Here is a 17764-nt window from a genome sequence, read left to right on the forward strand (position 1 = left end):
GCGATCGACCGGCTCAGGCCGGGGGTGGCGGCGCGCGCTGTACAGTCGCAGTGGCTGCGATATAGACCGCGGCCAGTACGCTGAAGATATAGGCCTGGACCAGGCCAGTCAGTAGGCCGATCGCGTTCATCACGATAGGAAACAGCAGCGGCGTTACGCTCAGCAGGATCGCCAGGATCATCGCCCCACTCATCATATTGCCGAACAGCCGCACGGCCAGCGCCAGGGTGCGCGAGACTTCGCTGATCAGGTTGAACGGCAGCATAATCGGCGTTGGCTGCAGATACGATCGAAGATAGGCGCCCAGACCGCGCTGGCGGATGCCGAACAAGGGCACGGCGATGAACACACAGAACGCCAGGGCCGCGGTGGTCGACAGCGACCCGGTCGGCGGTTCGTAGCCGGGCAGCAGGGTCGCCAGGCTGGCCGCGGCCAGAAACAGAAACAGGCTGCCGATGAACGGCAGATAGCGGCGCGCTCCGGGCAGCCCGATCTCCTCGATCTGGGCGATCAGCGTGGTCACGATCAACTCTAGCGCGGCCTGCCAGCGCGACACCGGGCCGTCGACCACCAGTCGGCGGGTGATCAGCCGGGCGCCGAGCGCCAACACCACCATCAATGCCCAGGTGGTCACGATCGTTTCGTTAAGCTCGACCCAGCCATAGCGCCAGAAGACGACCTGATCGGGGCTGATGTTCATGCCGGACGCCTCGAGGGCCGGGCCAGCCGGGTCGCGACTACCCGGGCCAGCATAAAACCGGCGACGCAGGCCAGCAGCCGCTGCCAGTCGCCTGCGGCGACCCAGTAGAAACCCGCCAGGGTTACCGCGATACGCAGCAGCGCACAGATCGGCAGCCAGAATGCGCCGTAGGCCCGCACAGCGGCCACATGCAGGCTCAGCCACAGGGCGGCGAAGAACAACGCGCCGATCACGGCCCCCGCCAGCGCTGCGATCACCAAGCCGAATGGGTCAGTCATGGTCGCGATCCTCTGCATCCATGCGCTGGCGTTCGCGCACGACCCAGTAGCCGGCCTGAGCACAGCCGAGCACGAGCCCGGCCACCAGCAGGGCGAGTGTCCAGCCATGGCCGGGCGGATCGCGGCGATCCAGCCAGACGCCGAGCAGCGCACCAGCCAGCGTCGGCACCGCTACCGACCAGCCAATCACCCCCGACAGCGCCAGCCCGTACCAGAGGCTCGACCGGCCTCGTTGCCCGCGGCGCCGACGGCGGGCCCGGCTTCCGATCTCGTGGGCCAACCGCTCGCCGCGATCGGTCTCGGGTGGTGGCCGTCGCTCATCGGCCACGGTCGAACTCCGCGATCCGGCGTACCAATCCGGCTTCCATGCGCGCCATGGCCGCGCGGGCAGCGCGCTGTTGTTCGTCGAGCTGCAGAAACTGTTGTTCGACGGCGGCCTGCAGCGCCTCCAGCGCGACCCCGCCGACCGCGCGCCGTACCGAGACCCAAACCTCAGGCCCGGTTTTGACCAGCGCGCCCTCGTCGACCGCGATAGGCACCTCGCCATCGGCCTCGCTCGCATAGGTCAGAATGCCGGGCACCAGTGCCGCCACGCAGTCCAGCCGATGCGGCCAGAAGCCGTAGGCGCCTGCGGTCGTGGCCACCACGATACGCTGTACATGCTGGCGATCGACGAAGACCGCGAACGGCAGCAGGATCCTAAGATGCATGGGCGGCCTCCACGGCGGCCGGCTGACTGCGGCCGGCTTCGTCGATCGCGCCGATCATGTACAGCGCCTGTTCCGGTATATCGGCGAATTCATCGCGCAGGATCCGTTCGCAGCCGGCCAGGGCATCGGCCAGTATCACCTGGCGGCCAGCCAGACCGCTAAAAGCTTCGGTGGTCGAAAACGGCTGGGTCAGAAACCGTTCTAGACGCCGGGCACGCCCGACCCGCCGACGGTCCTCGATCGACAGCTGCTCGACGCCGAGCATCGCGATCACGTCCTTCAATTCTTCATATTGGGCAAGCACACGCCGAACCTCACGAGCGATCGCATAGTGCCGGCGACCGACGATGCCGGGCATAGCCAGGCTCGAACTCGACTGCAGCAGATCGATTGCCGGATACAAGCCTTCACTGGCCCGCCGGCGCGATAACACGATCGAGGCCGACAGATGCGAAAACACATGCACCACGGCCGGATCGGTCAGATCGTCGGCCGGCACATAAACCGCCTGGATCGAGGTGATGGCACCGCGCTGGGTATTGGCGATGCGTTCTTCGAGTGCGGCCAGTTCGGTGCCCAGGGTCGGCTGGTAGCCGAGCCGCGACGGCATCTGGCCCAGCAGGCCGGAGACCTCCATGCCGGCCTGGATAAAGCGAAAGATATTATCGATCAGCAGCAGTACGTCGCGTTTGCCGGTATCGCGGAAATACTCGGCGATGCTCAGTGCAGCATGACCGACCCGGAACCGACTGCCGGGCGGCTCGTTCATCTGGCCAAAGATCATGACCATATCCGCCAGCACACCCGCAGCCTGCATCGCCCGATACAATTCCTCGCCTTCGCGACAACGCTCGCCGATCCCGCAGAACAGACTCACCCCGCGGTCCCGGCCGAGCATGTTGTGGATAATCTCGGTGAGCAGCACGGTCTTGCCCACCCCGGCGCCGCCGAACAGCCCGGCCTTGCCGCCCCGTTCCAGCGGCGCCAGCACGTCGATCGCCTTGATGCCGGTGGCGAACACCTCGGCCTGGCTGACCCGCTCGGCCAGCCGCGGCGGCGATCGATGCAGGCTATGCCAGGCCACGTTCTGCAAGGCCGGCCCATCGTCGATTGCGTGGCCGAACACATCCAGCATGCGCGACAGCACCGCCTCGCCGACCGGCACCTGCAACGGCCGGCCGCTGTCGACCACCGGTGCGCCGCGCGCCAGGCCTTGGGTCGGCGTCAAAGCGATGCCGCGCACGATCTGCTCGTCGAGCTGAGCCAGCACCTCGATCACGATACCGCCGTCCAGGCCGGCCTGGAGCACGGTATAGACCGGCGGCGGATCGCTGTCGAAACTGACGTCGACCACGCTGGCATGCACGGCGATCACCCGCCCCCGGCGGGCCGACCGCTCGGCCGTATTGGCTCGTCCGCCGTGCATGGCTCATCGCCCCGACGGACCCGCGGCCCACCACGGGCACAGCAACGCGCCGCAGACGGCCGTGTACAAGCGAATGGCGAAGCTGACAGGCTGCAACATGACGATTTCGCCCCAGGTCGATAACCGCCGCGGCCGTCGGCCAACGACGATCGATCACGCGCTATGTCGTCACTCTAGGCCGCAGACTCAAGGCAGCGGGTTGACGCCGGTCAAACTGACCCAGGCCCGCCCGCTGGCCCGCCGGGCGCCGGCGATTGACCGCGATCAACGTCTGCCGGCCCGGCCCGCGGCAGGCTCGATACAACGGCCGCAATCAACCGGTTTCGATGACGGTGGTGATGCCTATGAGTGATTCCGGCGCCCCGGCTTCGGCCGACGACATCCAACTGGTTCTGGCCGGCGACGTGATGCTGGGTCGCGGCATCGATCAGATTTTTGCCACCCACAACAGCCCGGTCCTCGACGAACCGCATGCGCGTTCGGCTCTGCATTATCTCGCCCTGGCCGAGCGCGCCAGCGGCGCCTTTACCTATCCGGTGGCCCCGGATTATGTCTGGGGCGATGCCTTGCCATGCCTGGCGCAGGCGCCGCCGGATCTGTGCATTGTCAATCTGGAGACCGCGATCACAGTCGCCGACCGGCCGGCCCACAAACACGTCAATTACCGGATGCACCCCGCCAATATCGGCACGCTGTCGGCGCTCGGCGTCGACTGCTGCGTGCTGGCCAACAACCACGTACTCGATTGGGGCATGGACGGACTTTTGGAGACGCTGGATCACTGTGCCGAGGCCGGCGTGGCCACGGCCGGAGCCGGCCGCAGCCTGAGCGAGGCCATGGCGCCGGCGACCCTGTCGGTGCCCGGCCGGGCCCGGGTTCGGGTATTTTCCCTGGCACTACCGACCAGCGGCGTACGATCGTCCTGGGCCGCCGGCGCCAACCAGCCCGGCATCGCCTGGCTGGCTGATCTGTCGCCCGAGCGCACGACCAACTATATCGCGCATATCAAGCGCTGGAGCACGCCCGGCGACCTGATCGTGGTCTGCGTCCATTGGGGGCCGAACTGGGGCTACAAAGTCACCGAAACCCAGCGCCGATTCGCCCATGCCCTGATCGAGCGGGCCGGTGTACAGGTCGTCTGCGGCCACTCCTCGCATCATCCCAAGGCCATCGAGCGCTACCAGGGCCGGGCGATCCTGTACGGCTGCGGCGATCTGATCAACGACTATGAAGGCCTCGAAGGCCACCAGGCCTACCGGCCTGATCTGGTCTTGCTGTATCGCCTCAGCATCGCCGCTGACGCAGCCCGCCCGGCCGACATCAGCGCCTGGCCGTTTCGTATCCATCGATTCCGACTGCAGGCCGCAAGCGCTGACGAGGCCGAATGGCTGCGACGCCATCTGGACCGGGAATGCGCCCACTTCGGTGCGCGACTCATCCAGCGCGACCAGCGCCTTGTGTTGACCAGTGGCGATACGCCGGGCTGAGCCATGCAATTGTTCGGCCTCGGCGCCAGCCACGACTTTGCGACCGCCATCGCCCAGACCCTGGGTATTGCGTTGTCGGCGCACGAGGAACGCGAGTTCGACGGCGGCGAACACAAGGCCCGTCCGCTGGTCAGCGTGCGCGGCGCGGATGTCTACATCGTCCATGGCCTATACGGCGAGCCCGACCAAAGCTGTAACGACAAGCTCTGCCGACTGTTGTTCTTTGCGGCCACGATGGCCGATCACGGCGCCGCCCGGGTGACGGCCGTGGTGCCCTATCTCGCCTATGGCCGTAAGGACCGCCGTACCCAGCCCCGCGACCCGGTGACTACGCGCTATATCGCCCAGCTGTTCGAAGCGGTCGGCATCGATCGCATTGTCACGCTCGAAGCACATAATCTAGCGGCCTTCGAAAACGCGTTTCGTTGCCAGACCGTCCATCTCGATACCCGGCCGCTGTTCGCACCGATTGCGAAAGCGCTGGCTGCCGACGGCCCGCTGGTAGTGGCGTCGCCCGATCCGGGCGGTATCAAGCGGGCCCAGCTGTTCCGCGAGTATCTCGAAACCGTCACCGGCAGTGCGGTAGATGCTGCATTCATGGATAAGCGTCGAGCGCGCGGCGTGGTCAGTGGCCAGCGCCTGGTCGGCGAGGTGGCCCGGCGCAGCGTACTGATCCTCGACGATCTGATCGGCAGCGGCACCACCATGGCCCGGGCAGCCGCGGCCTGCCATGCGGCCGGCGCCAATGCCGTCTATGCCCTGGCCGCGCACGGCCTGTTCAGCGACGAAGCCTCGCAGGTGCTGGCCGATCCAGCGTTGACCCGGACCTTCGTCACCGACAGCGTGGCCCCGTTCCGGCTGGCCTCGGATCTCGTACCGACGCGGATCGCCACGGTATCGGCCGCGCCGTTGTTTGCCCGAGCCCTGCAGCGACTGCACGACGGCGGCTCGATCAGTGCTCTGTTCCAGCCATAAGGGCCGCCTCGGCCACCGCGAGATAGCGCCGCGCCAGAGGCTGCCACAGTTCAGGCGTGCGCGGCTTGGGCTCGAGCAGATGGGTCAGGGCCAGCCGGGCACGGGTCAGCGCTCTCAGGGCGACATGGCACTCGATCAGCGCGGCTGGCGGCGTATGACCGAAATGCTGTCGCAATCTACGAAACAGGATCGGCCCGATCCAGGGGGCATCCAGACAACGGCATTCCATATCCAGCGCGGCCACTTCTTCGTAGGGATCGACCGCGCGCAACCCGGCATTGAATTCCAGGCAATCGATGATCGCCGGCGGCCGAATCAGACAGATATGCTCGGGCCGCAGATCGCCGTGACCGTCGACGATCCGGCCGGCCGCCACGCGCTCGCGCAGCACGCGATCCAGGGCCTCGATCCGCTGTCGGGCGGCCTCCAGTACGCGAATATCACGGCCGTGGTCGAGCATATAATCACGGGCGGTGAGGATAATACCGACCCGTACCAGCTGCTCCTGCAGCCGGTCGATATACGCTGAGGGTGAGATATCCACAGCCGTGGCGCTACGATAGAACCGGGCCAGCCGCGCGGCGACGGCCTCGATCTGTGCCGGCGTCACCCGATCATCGGCCAAGGCGGTATCCAACATGGCGCTTTCCGGCAGACGCTGCATTTCGACCAGCCATTCCACTGCACGGTCGTGCGAATCGCTGGCCGGCGCCAGTCCGAGGGCGCCGTTGCCGCTGCGCACCACCGCCCGCACGCCAAGATAGACGCCTGCGGCCAGCCGCCGATTGAGATGTACTTCCTGGTGGCAGAAGTGCTCGCGGGCCGCCAGCGTGGAAAAATCGAGAAAGCTGTAGCGCACTGGCTTTTTCATCTTCAATACGCGATGAGGGCCGAGCACCACCCAGGACATATGGGTCTCGCGCAGCTCGCTGCCGGGCTCGAGCTGGCGGAGAAAAGCCAGTTTGTCGGTCGTAGAGACCGCCGGCATCTCGGACTTCGCTTGGCCGGCAGCGCGTCGGGCGCCGGCCGGGCCCGGCGAAGCGTTGGCCGCTGGTCTGGATCGTCGCTGCGCCATGGCTATCTCGCTCGATCGATACAGCCTCCACGCTCGTCGTTTGACGCCGTCTCCGGCTTGACTGCGATCAACCCACCGGCGGTTCGCTGCTGCAATCGGCGCCAACGGCCCATGCCGGCCCGATCGCTAGCGGTGCTGGGCATCCAGCTCAGTCGCCAACGCCCGCAGCCGCTCACCGATCTCGACATCTACACTCGCCCCGGGCTGCCGTTGGCGTAATGGCTCGGGCAGCCGCGCCAGATGCTCGGCCGCCCGACGGCGCGCGGCACCCAGATCATCAGTCGCCGCAACACGCTGTCCGTTGCGCATTACCGGCTGCAGCAACGGCTCGCCGGGTTCGTCATCATCGATCAGCACAAGCCGGTCGCCAGCGATGGTGCCGTCGGCGGTATAGCGTCGATAGACCTGCTTGGCGCCCGGCCAGTTCGCCTTGCCTTCGCTGAGCTTGCGCCGCGGCCGGCCGGCATAGGCCTGCAGCTTGTAGGCACAGTCCAGCGCCGGCGCATCCGCCGAGGTGGTCAAGCGAGTGCCGATACCGAAGCCATCAATGGGCGCCCCAGCAGCACATAGTTCGGCCAGGCGATATTCATCCAGCCCGCCGCTGGCCACGATCCGGATATCATGCTGCCCGGCGGCATCCAGAATCGCCCGCACGCGTCGTGCATGCACCGCCAGATCGCCGCTATCCAGGCGTACTGCCTGCACGGCGATCCCGTCGGCCGCCAGACGCGGCGCGAGATCGGCCACGATCGCAGCCCCACGCTCGGTATCGTAGGTGTCGATAAGCAGCGTCAACGACTGCGGCCGTACCCGGGCAAAGCGTTCGAAAGCACTCCGCTCGTCGTCGTGGGCCTGAATGAACGAATGCGCCATGGTGCCGACAATGGGCATGCCGAACGCCTGCCCGGCCAGTACCGTGGCCGTGGCATCGAAACCGGCCAGATAACTGGCCCGAGCCGCCAGCACCCCAGCTTCGGCGCCGTGGGCCCGGCGCAGACCGAAATCGACCAGCTGGCGTCCCGGGGCCGCCAGGACCATACGTGCCGCTTTGGAGGCGATCACGGTCTGAAAATGGATCAGGTTGATCAGCCGTGCCTCGATCAGTTGGGCCACCGGCAACGCCGCAGTCACGCGTACGATCGGCTCGTCGGCGAAAAACACTGTCCCCTCGAGCATCGCATCCACGTCGCCGTCGAAGCGCAGCGCCGCCAACCGCTCGATACTGCTGCGCGACAGCGCTCCACGGGCCTCCAGCCAGGCCAGCTCATCGGCCGTAAAACACAGCCGCTCGAGAAATTCGACCAGCTGTGCCAAGCCGGCTGCCATTAAAAAACCGCGTTCCTGCGGCAGATGACGTACGAATAGCTCGAACACCGCCGTGTCGGTCATGGCGTAGGCAGCATAGGCTTCCAGCATGCTGAGTTCGTAAAAATCGGTCAGCAGCAGACTGTCGGCAAGCACGAAGCCAGATCGGTGCGGGTTCACGATACGCTGCCGCAGCGCCCGGTTTGCCAAGACCCGATTATCGCGGCGTAGCGACGATCGTATGACCCAGCCGAACTCAATAGATGGGCATCGCGCATCGGCCACCCCATGTATCAAAGGCCGGCGGTTTCCGGCCCGTTCATGCAACCTCATGGCCGCGGATGGTGCCCGGGCCTTGATCCACGTTAGCCGCTGCCTGTCGTTCAAGACCTTGATCAGAATCAATAGCCCTCGGCGATCGGGGGCCCAGATTCATAGACGTGGCGTGGCTGCGACTCCGTCGCCAGACCCCCGGCATGGCGGCAACGAACATGAATTTCGATATCAATCCGGACACCGTGGTCGCCCTGATCGAACTCGCCCGTGAATTTCATAATCAGGACAGCCTGCCAAGCTATAACGGCGCACCGGACGACGACTATGCCGACACGGATGCCGAGCCGGCCGACCATGTCGATCCGATTCGCCGCGAATTCTCCTATCTGATCGAGGATTTGGAACCCGGGCAGCAACAACAGCTCGTGACCCTATACTGGCTCGGCCGCGGCGATTTCGAAATCGATCAGTGGGATAGCATGCTCGAACAGGCCGCCGAGGCCTGGAATCGACGCACGGCCGACTACCTCCTCGGCAACCCGCAAATCGCCGAGTATCTTCGCGAAGGCCTGGCCTTGCTCGGCTATGAGGTCGAGTAACGACGAGTGCTCAGCCGCGGCACGCCCAAGGCTATGTTTGGTCCCAGGCCCTGGTTTCGGCAGCGCCCGACATACCGGCGCGCAGTGCGCCGAGTGGTGGCATGCGAGGTCGACCCACGCTAGAACATGTCGTCATGACCACCCTCGCTGCCCCCGCGCTCCTGAAGTGGCAAGCCAGGCCATCGTGAGCGTGGCATGGCCAAGTGAGCGAACGATAACGTCGGATGGCCGCCTTAGGGGCACGGGCGGGCCCTAAGGCGTGTTGAGGCGTCGTGCGAGTCCGTGCCCCAGGCTATTGGGCTGCCAGCCAAGGCGCCGCGAGTGCAGCCTAACAGCCGTTGTTTCGAAGGGGGCCCTAAATCGCGTCGGGCCGCGTGATGAGCCTTGATCCTGGCACGCCCAGAACCGGCGGCTCGCGCCTCGCCAGCCACGATTTGGGGCGGCAACACGACGCTCGGGCGATGCTTCAACACGCCCTAGAGCGTTGGCGCTGGATCCGGCAAACCGAACCGTGCGAGCTGGTCGCGAATCTGGTCGACGGCATAGCCTTTTTTCCAGTTCATCTTGAACAGCGGTAATGTGGCCAGCGCCTCTGCCGAGGGCAGATCGGGCCCAGAGACATGGCCATCGAGGATACGCTGCATGACATGCGGGCCGCGCGCACTCACAGCCGGTACGTTGTCCCAAGCCAAGCGTAGCCTTGTACTGTGGCGTACCAGCCAATTGAACGTGAAATGCGACCAGAAATACGACGCTGGCCGCCATCGCGATCGCAGATAAATCACGCTCCAGCGCAGCCAGGCCTCGACGAGCGGATGACCGGCATCGGCTGCAATGAACCAATTGGCCAGTTCGCGTAGCGGCTGCGGCCAACGAAAGGCAAAAAAGCCTGTCGGTTTGACTGCCCCCAGCCATAAGTCCAAGGGCTTAAGCGCAAGGCTGGTCGCATCTGCCCAAACGCCACCGTAGCGTCGAAGCAGCGCCAGCCGCCCGATATTGGCGATATGCCGGGTCGCCACATGCGAAGGCAGCCGAGGCAGGTTCGTCCAGGTTGCCAATGCGTCGCCATCGAGCACGCGTACCGTCCAGCCGGGGTTCATTCGACGCCAGCTCTCGATGCAGTAGCGTACGAGCGGCGGCGCCTGTTTTTCCCCCTGGGACCACAGTAACCACAGAGTACGGTTCGAGGCAGCCACAGAGCGCGGTCGCGGCAGGCCCATCGCGTGTTGCCAGTCGTCCACGAACGTATCCAGTCCGATCCAGCTTCGGCACTTTCGATCCTGTCGGTCGGTACGCCGAACGTAGTAGCGGTGGCGTAGGCGCTGCTGCAGCGTATTGCGCGGCCCCGGGCCGGGGTGATTTATCGGCATCTCGTATCTTGCTTCGTATTAAACCAGCCGCCGTATTCGACCCAACCATCGCGCCCTTGGCCCACCCAGGCTGCAACGTCGAGAGCGAATCGGACGATTACCCGTTGTATGAAAGCATGCATAGACCATACAACTCGACCGCCGCATTCAACATCGCGTGCCAAGACCGGTCTTGGCTGGCGGCTACCGAACCCTTGCCGGGCATGCCAAACGCCCTCGCTGACATACCACATGGGCGCTGCCCAATACGCTGACGCATCGGCGCACAGGCCACGCGAGCTCGCGCGCTAGGCGGCTAGGCCACGGCGATGCCTTGCTCCGGTTCGTCATCGCCCGGGACCGCGATATCGCACTTAAAAACTCATCGCGGTTCGCGTGCATGGCGCTTCGGACGGTGGCCCACAAGGTCTTTTTTCGCGGACACCATTGATTCGCGGTTCGGCCTCTCGGCGGCCGCCATCGGCGCCAGCTCGCCAGCGGTATGAACGTCGTCGCACTGCCGGCAGCGCATTCCCAACCGCCAGCAGACCACGACATCGCAACAGCGCTAGGACGATGCCGCGGCGTGCGTAGCAATTGCCTGCAGCATCGAGTGCTCGATACGTACGAGCGTATGTCTTACATGAACAGCCGATATCGGCGGAGCGGCCTGGCCTGGGGCAACGGCATAGCCAGCGGATTGGCTTTGAGTCAGTAAAACGCAGCGCGCTATGGGAAACAGCAGGCGCTGTCGCTCCAACAAAAAGACCTGAGCCAGCTCGCAGGCGGCAGAGCGGCGATGCAATCGCCTGTGCGCCTGAAAATCCGCGGGCATCGACCACTTCAAAATCCTCAATGCTCAACCGAGTAAGCATAGGCTCGGGCATCGCCAACCCGCCTTGAAAGGCTGTCATGACGGTATTTATGCGCGCCACCGTCGGTCGAACTGACGACAAATCGGTTCCGGCCAGCCGAAGACAGCGATTTCCGTCGAATGATCTTACAAAGCGGTTATGAGCGCATAAAACGTTTGATCGAAAAATTTAAAAAATTCTCAAAAGAAACATATGTTTATAAATTTTTTTCAAGAAATTCTCAGATTGGGAACGCTTCTTGCCCTAGTCAGGGCAGTAGATCGATCACGTCCGGTTTGTGCGCGGTCGGCCTGCCACGACTTCAGTTACTAAGGATATTTCATGTACTTCAAGCACTTTGCCGCTACTTCCGCCGCTGCCCTCGCGCTTGGCCTGAGCTTTTCTGCCTCGGCCGCCGTGGTCAATTTCGACCAGGCGAACGCTCAGTCGCCGACCGGCACGGTGAGCTATGACGGCAACGGCGGCGCCTTGACCGGTTCGGGGATCTCCTTCGACCAGATCAGCCTCAACAACGCCGTTCTACCCGAAGGCGCCCAGGACACGCTGTCCTGCATCGGCTGCTCCATCGATTTCGAGACCGGCCGCAACCTTAGCGAAGGTAGCGAAACGGGTGTATGGAGCTTCGCTGGTGGTGGCAACCTGACCCTGTCGGGTGAAGCGGTCGATTCCGAAGGCAACCTGATCGCCAACGACACCTTGTTCACCGGCACCTTCGACGGCAACGCCGACAACGCCTCGCAGTTTGTCATCGGCAACGGCGAGAGCAACCTGAGCGCCTCGCTGACCGGCACGGACGACTTCAACGCTGATCTGGCCACCTACTTCGGTCTGTCGGCCGACACCAGCTTCGATTTCACGAACACCGTGATCGCCATGGGCAGCGCCAGCTTCGGCGACGACGGTAGCTTCAGCAGCGACCAGCTGCAGAACGCCGACACCACGGTCCAGTCCAGCACGGATGTGCCGGAGCCGTCGCAGTTCGGTATGTTCGGCCTGGGTCTGGCGCTCGTGATGGGCGGCCTTGGCTTCCGTCGCAAGCAGAACGGCTCGGCCGTGTAAGCAGCTGCGGAACACGAGCCTAAGGCTCGATTTCTGCCTCAGAAAGAGCGGCTCCGTATTCCGGAGGCGCTCTTTTTTTATCTCGGCTTCGGAAAGCGAGTTGCCCTCGCAGCGCATCCAAGGCCTGAGGTAGGCCATTGCCCGAACCTGTGCTCGAAGATCGACGCCCTTAGCGCGTGTCGACCTTGGCGTGGCTCGACCGGCTTCGCGGCCTGGATCGCACCCGGGGTGTTGAGTGCCTCGCCCGCCGAACCAGGCTTAAAAAAACCGCTACCGAATCCGGCAGCGGTTTGCGGACGCATCGTCAAGATTCGTCCGGCTCGGATTATCCTTCCAGATGACCGAGCAATTCATCGCAGGCTTTTGCGCAGCGATTGCAGGAATCGGCGCATTCAGCGCAGTGCTTATGATGATCGCGATGCGATTCACAGTCGCGGGCACAGGTCTGGCAGGCATCCCGGCAGGCCTTGACCAGCGTCGCTGCAGCCGACCGGTCGATGTGGGTCTGACGCGACAGCACACGTACCGTGGTACTGCAGATATCGGCACAGTCCAGATCGGTACGAATACACTGCGCCATGCCGTCGTGATTCAGGCAGGCATCGGCACACACCGAGCAGCACTGGACACATTCCAAGCAGGCTGCGATGCAGTCGGATAGCTGCTCGCTATAGCTGACCGGGTTGGAATGAGTTTTGAGACGATCTTGAATCTGCATGACGAACTCCTCGTCGGGGTTATCGAATTCCGACCATGCAAACGCCAACCGGCGTTGTCGGTCGATAGGGATAACTCCGTAGGCGGTCCGTCCATGTATGGCCATCTACGCCACGATCAAACCGAATAGACGCGGTCGACCACGTCATCCACGGTATCGATTTCGGCCTGGCTGAGTACGTCGCGCCAGCCTTCGGCCCGTTCACGAGCACTCAGATGGGCACGATGGGCCGAGGTGGTGCTGCTGTTGAACGATGCCGATGCCGAGGAACTCGGGAACAGCCCCTGGCGCGCCAGACAGTCCGCCAGATCCAGTTCGCCGGTCGCCAACGCCTCGTAGGACAGGATCGTGTAGTGCTCGGCGTGGGCGTCCACGAATCGCTCGGTCAGCGCCCAATAGCCCATCAAACGCCGCCACGCATCACCACGATCCAGAGCATCGATGACCCGCTGCCAGGGCGCAAAGAACGCAGCTCGGCCATCGTCGATGTCCAGCAATAGCCGTCGCAGTGAAATCCGCGCCGGCTGAAATGCCGACCAGTCGGCTGTTTTGAAACTCGCGAGCACGCCATAAGGCTGGCGCCGAATATGAAAAACCGGCCCAGCGAAACAGCGCCGTAGCGCAGGGATCAACAGCGACGCCCGTACGAACTTTACGACCACCGAGGTCCGCAGGGCCAGCCATTGCTGCATGGCCAGCGCCGGCACGCCGGTCGGTCGACGGCCGTGCGCGGTTAGGTTCGTACGCGAACGCTGGATGCGTTGATCGACGATGCGATAGCGCAGTACCCGATCGATATAGCCCGCCATGGCATCGGTCATGGCATAGGGCATGAAATAGGCGTCGAAATCTTTCGATGCCACCGCGGCCGGCCGGGCGGCGTCGACAATCGCCTGATAAGACGGCAATTCAGGCTGGAACGGCTCGAACAACGGCTTGCCACGCAGCATCTGGGTCAGGCGCTCCAGCAAAAACGTCGTGCCGCTACGCCAGAAACCGGTCACGACGACGCCGCGCTCGGGATGTATGAAGCCGGCGATCAATCGATCCACCGTCCCGCCGTTCAAATAGGCCGATGACCGTGTCGCAGCCCGCAGCCGGTCGATACGTTCACTCATAGACAGCGCATTCCGATTCATAGAGCCCGGCGGCTCACTGGACGGCTGCCCCGTCCCGAACCGTGCTCAGGAACCGAAACCGCCGTCGGGCCGATCAATCGGTCAGATCATGCCCTGTTCGTTCGATGCCGGTTATAGGGCAGAACCCGAGGCTGGCCCGGCAGCCGGCTCGACAGTGTCGGCCAGCTGGCCATTCAGAAAGGCATCGTAGGCCGAGAAAAATTCGGCTGGCCGTTGGAAATGCGGTAAAGCACCGGCATCGAAGGCCACGATACGGGCATCGGGCTGATCGGCAATGACATCACGAGCGTGCTGATCGGCGAAATCGCTGCGTTTGCCATAGGCCACCCAGACGGGATGGCCCAGCCGCCGATACAGATCCGCGGCATCCGAGCTGAGTAGATAGCCCGACAGAAACGACCAGGGCGCATGTCGGGCGCCGGGCTGTTGGGCCGTGGTATAGGCATAGTCGACCAAGCCCTTGTCGACATCCGAACCACCCCAGGTCTTTTTCAGGAAATAGCGGATACTGGGCCGGCTGGCCAACGCCCTGAACAAGGTCCGAGAGATCGAAGTCGAGCTGCACAGGCCCTGATACAGCCAAGGCCGGCCGCGGGTCGTCTCCTGAGGGCTCGACGCCGGCAGCGGCTCAACGCCGACCGGACTGACCAGGGCGAGGCTGCGATAGCGGTCCGGTCGCTCGCTGGCCGCACGGGCCAGATATTCACAGGCCACGGAGCAGGCCAAGGCATCGACCCGCTGATGGCCGGTCCGCTCGACGATATGCTCTACCCAGGCATGCAGGGCATCAGTCATCAAGCGCGGCGTATAACGACGCGACCAGCGTTCGCTGAAACCATAGCCGGGCAAATCGATCGCTGCGATCGCGCGCCGCCCTTGATAATGCTCGTAGATGGGTTTGACCTCGTACGCCGAAGCGGCCGCGTTGATGCTATGGATCAGCAACAACGGCGTTTCATCGACGCCGGCCCTAATATCGAGATAATAGCTGAGCGTCCAGCCGTTGCTGTCGAACGTAATGCGCTCGCCATCGACCGCAGCGGGCAACTCGGGTATTTCAGTCATAGACACAGATCGTGAGCGCGCCGGAAACGACAGGCCGGCTCGCCCGGCCCAGCATGGTCTTGCAGATGCCCCCCAATCCGAGAATCTAGCCGCTATGTCGGCCCCCGGCAATGCGTGGTATCGAAAGACCGGGACGGCACCTAGAAAAACAGGTTTAGAAGCAATCGCTTACCGGAATACCGATGGTCGCCGGGGTCGCCGAACCAGCGCCTGGCCGAACAGGAATGCGCCGGCCGGTATCGGGGCGCTCAAATCGAGCCGTGCAGGCAGCTCACGGCGAATCGAATACGTATGCGATTGGCGCTACAGTGGACACAGGTATCAGCGCAGCGAGCGCCTACCATGACGACCAACCCGATTCGGCCGCCGGCGGGCGGGCCCCGCGTCGATATCGTCGTACGTACCATGGCCGACGATCAGCGCGCGGCTTCGTTGTTTCGTGCCTTGGATACGATCCAGGACCAGCGCGGCGTCTGGGCTCGGCCGATCGTCATGGTCAACGGCGATCGACGCAGCCCGGCCGTCATGGCCCGTCTGCTCCGCCGCGCCGGCATCGTCTGGCGGGTCATGGACGCACCGGATCCCGCGAATGCCCTGGTTCAGGGTGTACGGCGGGTCGAAGCCCCTTTCTACATGGTGCTCGACGACGACGATGAACTCCTGCCCGATGCCCTTCACGGCTTGATACCGGCTACCCCAAGCGCCGATCGCTGGGATGTACTGATCACCAATCGCTATTGCCACTCGGACGGGGTAATCCAGATCGAAACCGCCGATCTCGAAGCCCAGGCGGCCGATCCGATGAACAGTCTGCTGGACGACAACTGGCTGGCGCCTGGCCGGGCCGTGTTTCGAACCGCGACCGTCACTGCGGCCCTGATCGATGTTGGCCAGTTCAACCAGGAATGGACCCATATCGCGATGCGCCTGGTCCGCCACGGCCTGCGTCTGCAGTTCCGAGACGTCCCCTCGGCGTTGTGCCACGATACCGAAGGCTCAGCCTCGAAAAGCGACCTCTGCCGGCAGAACGAAATACACTTTTGGAACACCATCGGCGCCGAAATCACGATGGACCGGCCGCTGCGCCGTCGGATCGCGACGAAGCGGGCCAATCTGCTGCACAGCATGGCCGTGCGACGCGCCCAGGGCGGACAGCCCTGGGCAGCCTGGCATTACCACCTGCAAAGCCTGCGCCCACCGCATTTCTTCAAATACATCCTGTATACGCGAAAGCTGCTGGGCCCGAGCCTGCGCCGCTGAAGCAGCTATGGCCGACTGCCGGGCGCGATCGCTCGCCGGCGCGATCGCGCCTCGGCTATACACTCCAGAGCCTGTAGTCAGCAGACCTGGCAAACCGCGCCTAGGGCTTTTGAGGTTGCCTGTGAACCGGCGCCCGGCGCTTCGTGACAAATAACGACGGCGCTTGCCCCTTCGGGTTGGCTGCCCATACACAGCGACCAGCCTCTGGGCGCCCTGTGGTGTGGCGCATTCGGGTGTGGCACGCCGCTGTGGCCCCATGCTTTGCAGCGCATGATAGGCGGATGCCAGCGCGGTACTGCAATAGATCCTACAGTCGAGCCTCCAGAATCAGGTTGAACGGTGTTTCGGCCGCCCGGCGAAAACGCGTAAAACCGGCCTGTCGAAAGATCTCGGCCAGTCGCGCCTGGCCGGCCTGGGCGCCCAGCACGGTCGGCCCATGCTCGGACAGCGCATGGGCACAGCACAGCGTGGTCGAGGCGGCATAGTAGATGCGCGCGATCGGCGAGATATTATCTTCCAGCCGGTCTTCGGCATACGGCTCGACCAGCATCACGGTGCCATCGCGATCCAGGGCCTCGGCAGCATAGCGCGCAGCGGCCATCGGATCTCCCATATCGTGCAAACAGTCGAAAAAGCAGATCAGGCCGTAATCGCGCTTGGGGTAATCCATGGCGTTAGCCATGACGAAGCTGGTATGCCCATCCACCCCGGCCTGCCGGGCACTGTGCCGTGCCTCGTCGATCGAGCCGGCATGGGTATCGAAGCCGTAAAATCGCGAGTTTGGAAAAGCCTCGGCCATCAGAAGCGTCGAATGGCCGTAGCCGCAGCCAACATCGGCGACCTCGATCCCGGCTTCGAGCTTGGCCACCACGCCATCCAGGGCGGGTAACCAGGCCGAGATCAAATGGGCCCGATAGGCATTGCGAAAAAACTCAGCGACCCCGCGATAGAGTCGATGATCGTGTTCGCCCCAGGGCACGCCCTGACCGCTTCGAAACGCCTGTTCGGTACGCATCTCGTCGAACCACATCGAGGCTGGCACTTCCCAGGCACAGGGGATGAAATAAGGGCTGTCCGGATCGGCCAGCACGGCCGCCTGCTCGGGCGACATCGCATAGCGCTCGGACGCCGCCTCGTAGTTTAGATAGCCACCCGCGACCTGGCTATTCAGCCACTCGCGAACATAGCGTTCGCTGCAACCGGCACGCTTGGCCAGCTCGGCTGCGGTCTGGGCGCCCCCATCGTCCAGCGCCTGATACAACCCAAGCCGATGGCCCAGGCTGATCATCACGCCGGCATAGCCAGCCGATAGATCGTTGATGGCTTGTCCGACAAAGGCCTCCAAACGGCCCTGATCGATCGTTGTAATGTCCATGACCCACCTCCTGTTCCTCACTATGAAACCGGCGGATACTGGTATCGTTTCATGGCGAGCGCTTTTGGAGCAGTGCGAAACCGGACAAAACAG

Annotated in this window: 17 protein-coding genes; 5 read left to right on the forward strand and 12 right to left on the reverse strand. The window is 63.9% G+C overall.

What is annotated here, in order from left to right:
* Positions 1-13: 13 nt before the first annotated feature.
* Genes V5738_RS18380 through atpD form a run of 5 tightly spaced genes read right to left on the reverse strand, consistent with a single transcriptional unit; the run spans position 14 to position 3114 of the window.
* Positions 14-700 (reverse strand): F0F1 ATP synthase subunit A, encoded by a 687-nt coding sequence (locus V5738_RS18380; RefSeq protein WP_423822275.1) that lies wholly within the window; start codon positions 698-700, stop codon positions 14-16.
* Positions 697-978: an ATP synthase subunit I gene (locus V5738_RS18385; protein WP_423822276.1), complete on the reverse strand. Its 282-nt coding sequence runs from the start codon at positions 976-978 to the stop codon at positions 697-699. The genes V5738_RS18380 and V5738_RS18385 overlap by 4 nt, the downstream gene beginning before the upstream one ends.
* Positions 971-1306, reverse strand: a complete 336-nt coding sequence (locus V5738_RS18390; protein ID WP_423822277.1) for an AtpZ/AtpI family protein — start codon at positions 1304-1306, stop codon at positions 971-973. Before V5738_RS18390 ends, V5738_RS18385 begins: the two co-directional genes overlap by 8 nt.
* The gene (locus V5738_RS18395) at positions 1296-1688 is read right to left on the reverse strand and encodes a F0F1 ATP synthase subunit epsilon (protein WP_423822278.1); all 393 of its coding nucleotides are present in this window, start codon (positions 1686-1688) and stop codon (positions 1296-1298) included. Before V5738_RS18395 ends, V5738_RS18390 begins: the two co-directional genes overlap by 11 nt.
* On the reverse strand, positions 1678-3114 hold the full coding sequence (gene atpD, locus V5738_RS18400; RefSeq protein WP_423822279.1) for a F0F1 ATP synthase subunit beta: 1437 nt from the start codon (positions 3112-3114) through the stop codon (positions 1678-1680). Before atpD ends, V5738_RS18395 begins: the two co-directional genes overlap by 11 nt.
* Positions 3115-3458: 344 nt before the next feature.
* Between atpD and V5738_RS18405 the strand changes: the two genes are divergently transcribed.
* Both V5738_RS18405 and V5738_RS18410 read left to right on the forward strand, forming a co-directional pair.
* Positions 3459-4601, forward strand: coding sequence for a CapA family protein (locus V5738_RS18405; RefSeq protein WP_423822280.1), 1143 nt, complete (start codon positions 3459-3461; stop codon positions 4599-4601).
* A gap of 3 nt (positions 4602-4604) precedes the next feature.
* A complete protein-coding gene (locus V5738_RS18410) occupies positions 4605-5576 on the forward strand; it encodes a ribose-phosphate diphosphokinase (RefSeq protein ID WP_423822281.1) in 972 nt (323 codons plus the stop codon).
* Here V5738_RS18410 and V5738_RS18415 read toward each other — a convergent pair.
* Positions 5554-6651, reverse strand: coding sequence for a hypothetical protein (locus tag V5738_RS18415; RefSeq protein ID WP_423822282.1), 1098 nt, complete (start codon positions 6649-6651; stop codon positions 5554-5556). The two genes, V5738_RS18410 and V5738_RS18415, sit on opposite strands and share 23 nt — an antisense overlap.
* Before the next feature lie 126 nt (positions 6652-6777).
* A complete protein-coding gene (locus V5738_RS18420) occupies positions 6778-8067 on the reverse strand; it encodes a nicotinate phosphoribosyltransferase (RefSeq protein ID WP_423824211.1) in 1290 nt (429 codons plus the stop codon).
* A 380-nt stretch (positions 8068-8447) separates the two neighbouring features.
* Between V5738_RS18420 and V5738_RS18425 the strand changes: the two genes are divergently transcribed.
* Positions 8448-8831 carry a DUF3775 domain-containing protein gene (locus V5738_RS18425; RefSeq protein ID WP_423822283.1) on the forward strand — a complete coding sequence of 128 codons (384 nt, stop codon included), beginning with the start codon at positions 8448-8450 and terminating at the stop codon, positions 8829-8831.
* 476 nt (positions 8832-9307) lie between these two features.
* Here the strand turns inward: V5738_RS18425 and V5738_RS18430 are convergent, their stop codons facing one another.
* On the reverse strand, positions 9308-10201 hold the full coding sequence (locus tag V5738_RS18430; protein WP_423822284.1) for a capsular polysaccharide synthesis protein: 894 nt from the start codon (positions 10199-10201) through the stop codon (positions 9308-9310).
* Between the two features lie 1175 nt (positions 10202-11376).
* Between V5738_RS18430 and V5738_RS18435 the strand changes: the two genes are divergently transcribed.
* Positions 11377-12114 carry a PEP-CTERM sorting domain-containing protein gene (locus tag V5738_RS18435; RefSeq protein ID WP_423822285.1) on the forward strand — a complete coding sequence of 246 codons (738 nt, stop codon included), beginning with the start codon at positions 11377-11379 and terminating at the stop codon, positions 12112-12114.
* A 325-nt stretch (positions 12115-12439) separates the two neighbouring features.
* On the opposite strand, the gene V5738_RS18440 is transcribed toward V5738_RS18435, so the two are convergent.
* The 3 genes from V5738_RS18440 to V5738_RS18450 all read right to left on the reverse strand — a co-directional run bounded on the left by V5738_RS18440 (position 12440) and on the right by V5738_RS18450 (position 15036).
* Positions 12440-12832: a four-helix bundle copper-binding protein gene (locus V5738_RS18440; RefSeq protein ID WP_423822286.1), complete on the reverse strand. Its 393-nt coding sequence runs from the start codon at positions 12830-12832 to the stop codon at positions 12440-12442.
* A gap of 116 nt (positions 12833-12948) precedes the next feature.
* Positions 12949-13950 carry a hypothetical protein gene (locus V5738_RS18445; protein WP_423822287.1) on the reverse strand — a complete coding sequence of 334 codons (1002 nt, stop codon included), beginning with the start codon at positions 13948-13950 and terminating at the stop codon, positions 12949-12951.
* A 132-nt stretch (positions 13951-14082) separates the two neighbouring features.
* Positions 14083-15036, reverse strand: a complete 954-nt coding sequence (locus V5738_RS18450) for an alpha/beta fold hydrolase (RefSeq protein WP_423822288.1) — start codon at positions 15034-15036, stop codon at positions 14083-14085.
* Between the two features lie 342 nt (positions 15037-15378).
* Here V5738_RS18450 and V5738_RS18455 point away from each other — a divergent pair, with 342 nt between their 5' ends.
* Positions 15379-16296, forward strand: coding sequence for a hypothetical protein (locus V5738_RS18455; RefSeq protein ID WP_423822289.1), 918 nt, complete (start codon positions 15379-15381; stop codon positions 16294-16296).
* A 307-nt stretch (positions 16297-16603) separates the two neighbouring features.
* On the opposite strand, the gene V5738_RS18460 is transcribed toward V5738_RS18455, so the two are convergent.
* Entirely contained in the window at positions 16604-17671 is a 1068-nt protein-coding gene (locus tag V5738_RS18460; protein WP_423822290.1) for a class I SAM-dependent methyltransferase, read from the reverse strand.
* Positions 17672-17764 lie beyond the last annotated feature (93 nt).

The sequence above is a fragment of the Salinisphaera sp. SPP-AMP-43 genome (assembly GCF_049568105.1).
Taxonomy (GTDB): domain Bacteria; phylum Pseudomonadota; class Gammaproteobacteria; order Nevskiales; family Salinisphaeraceae; genus Salinisphaera.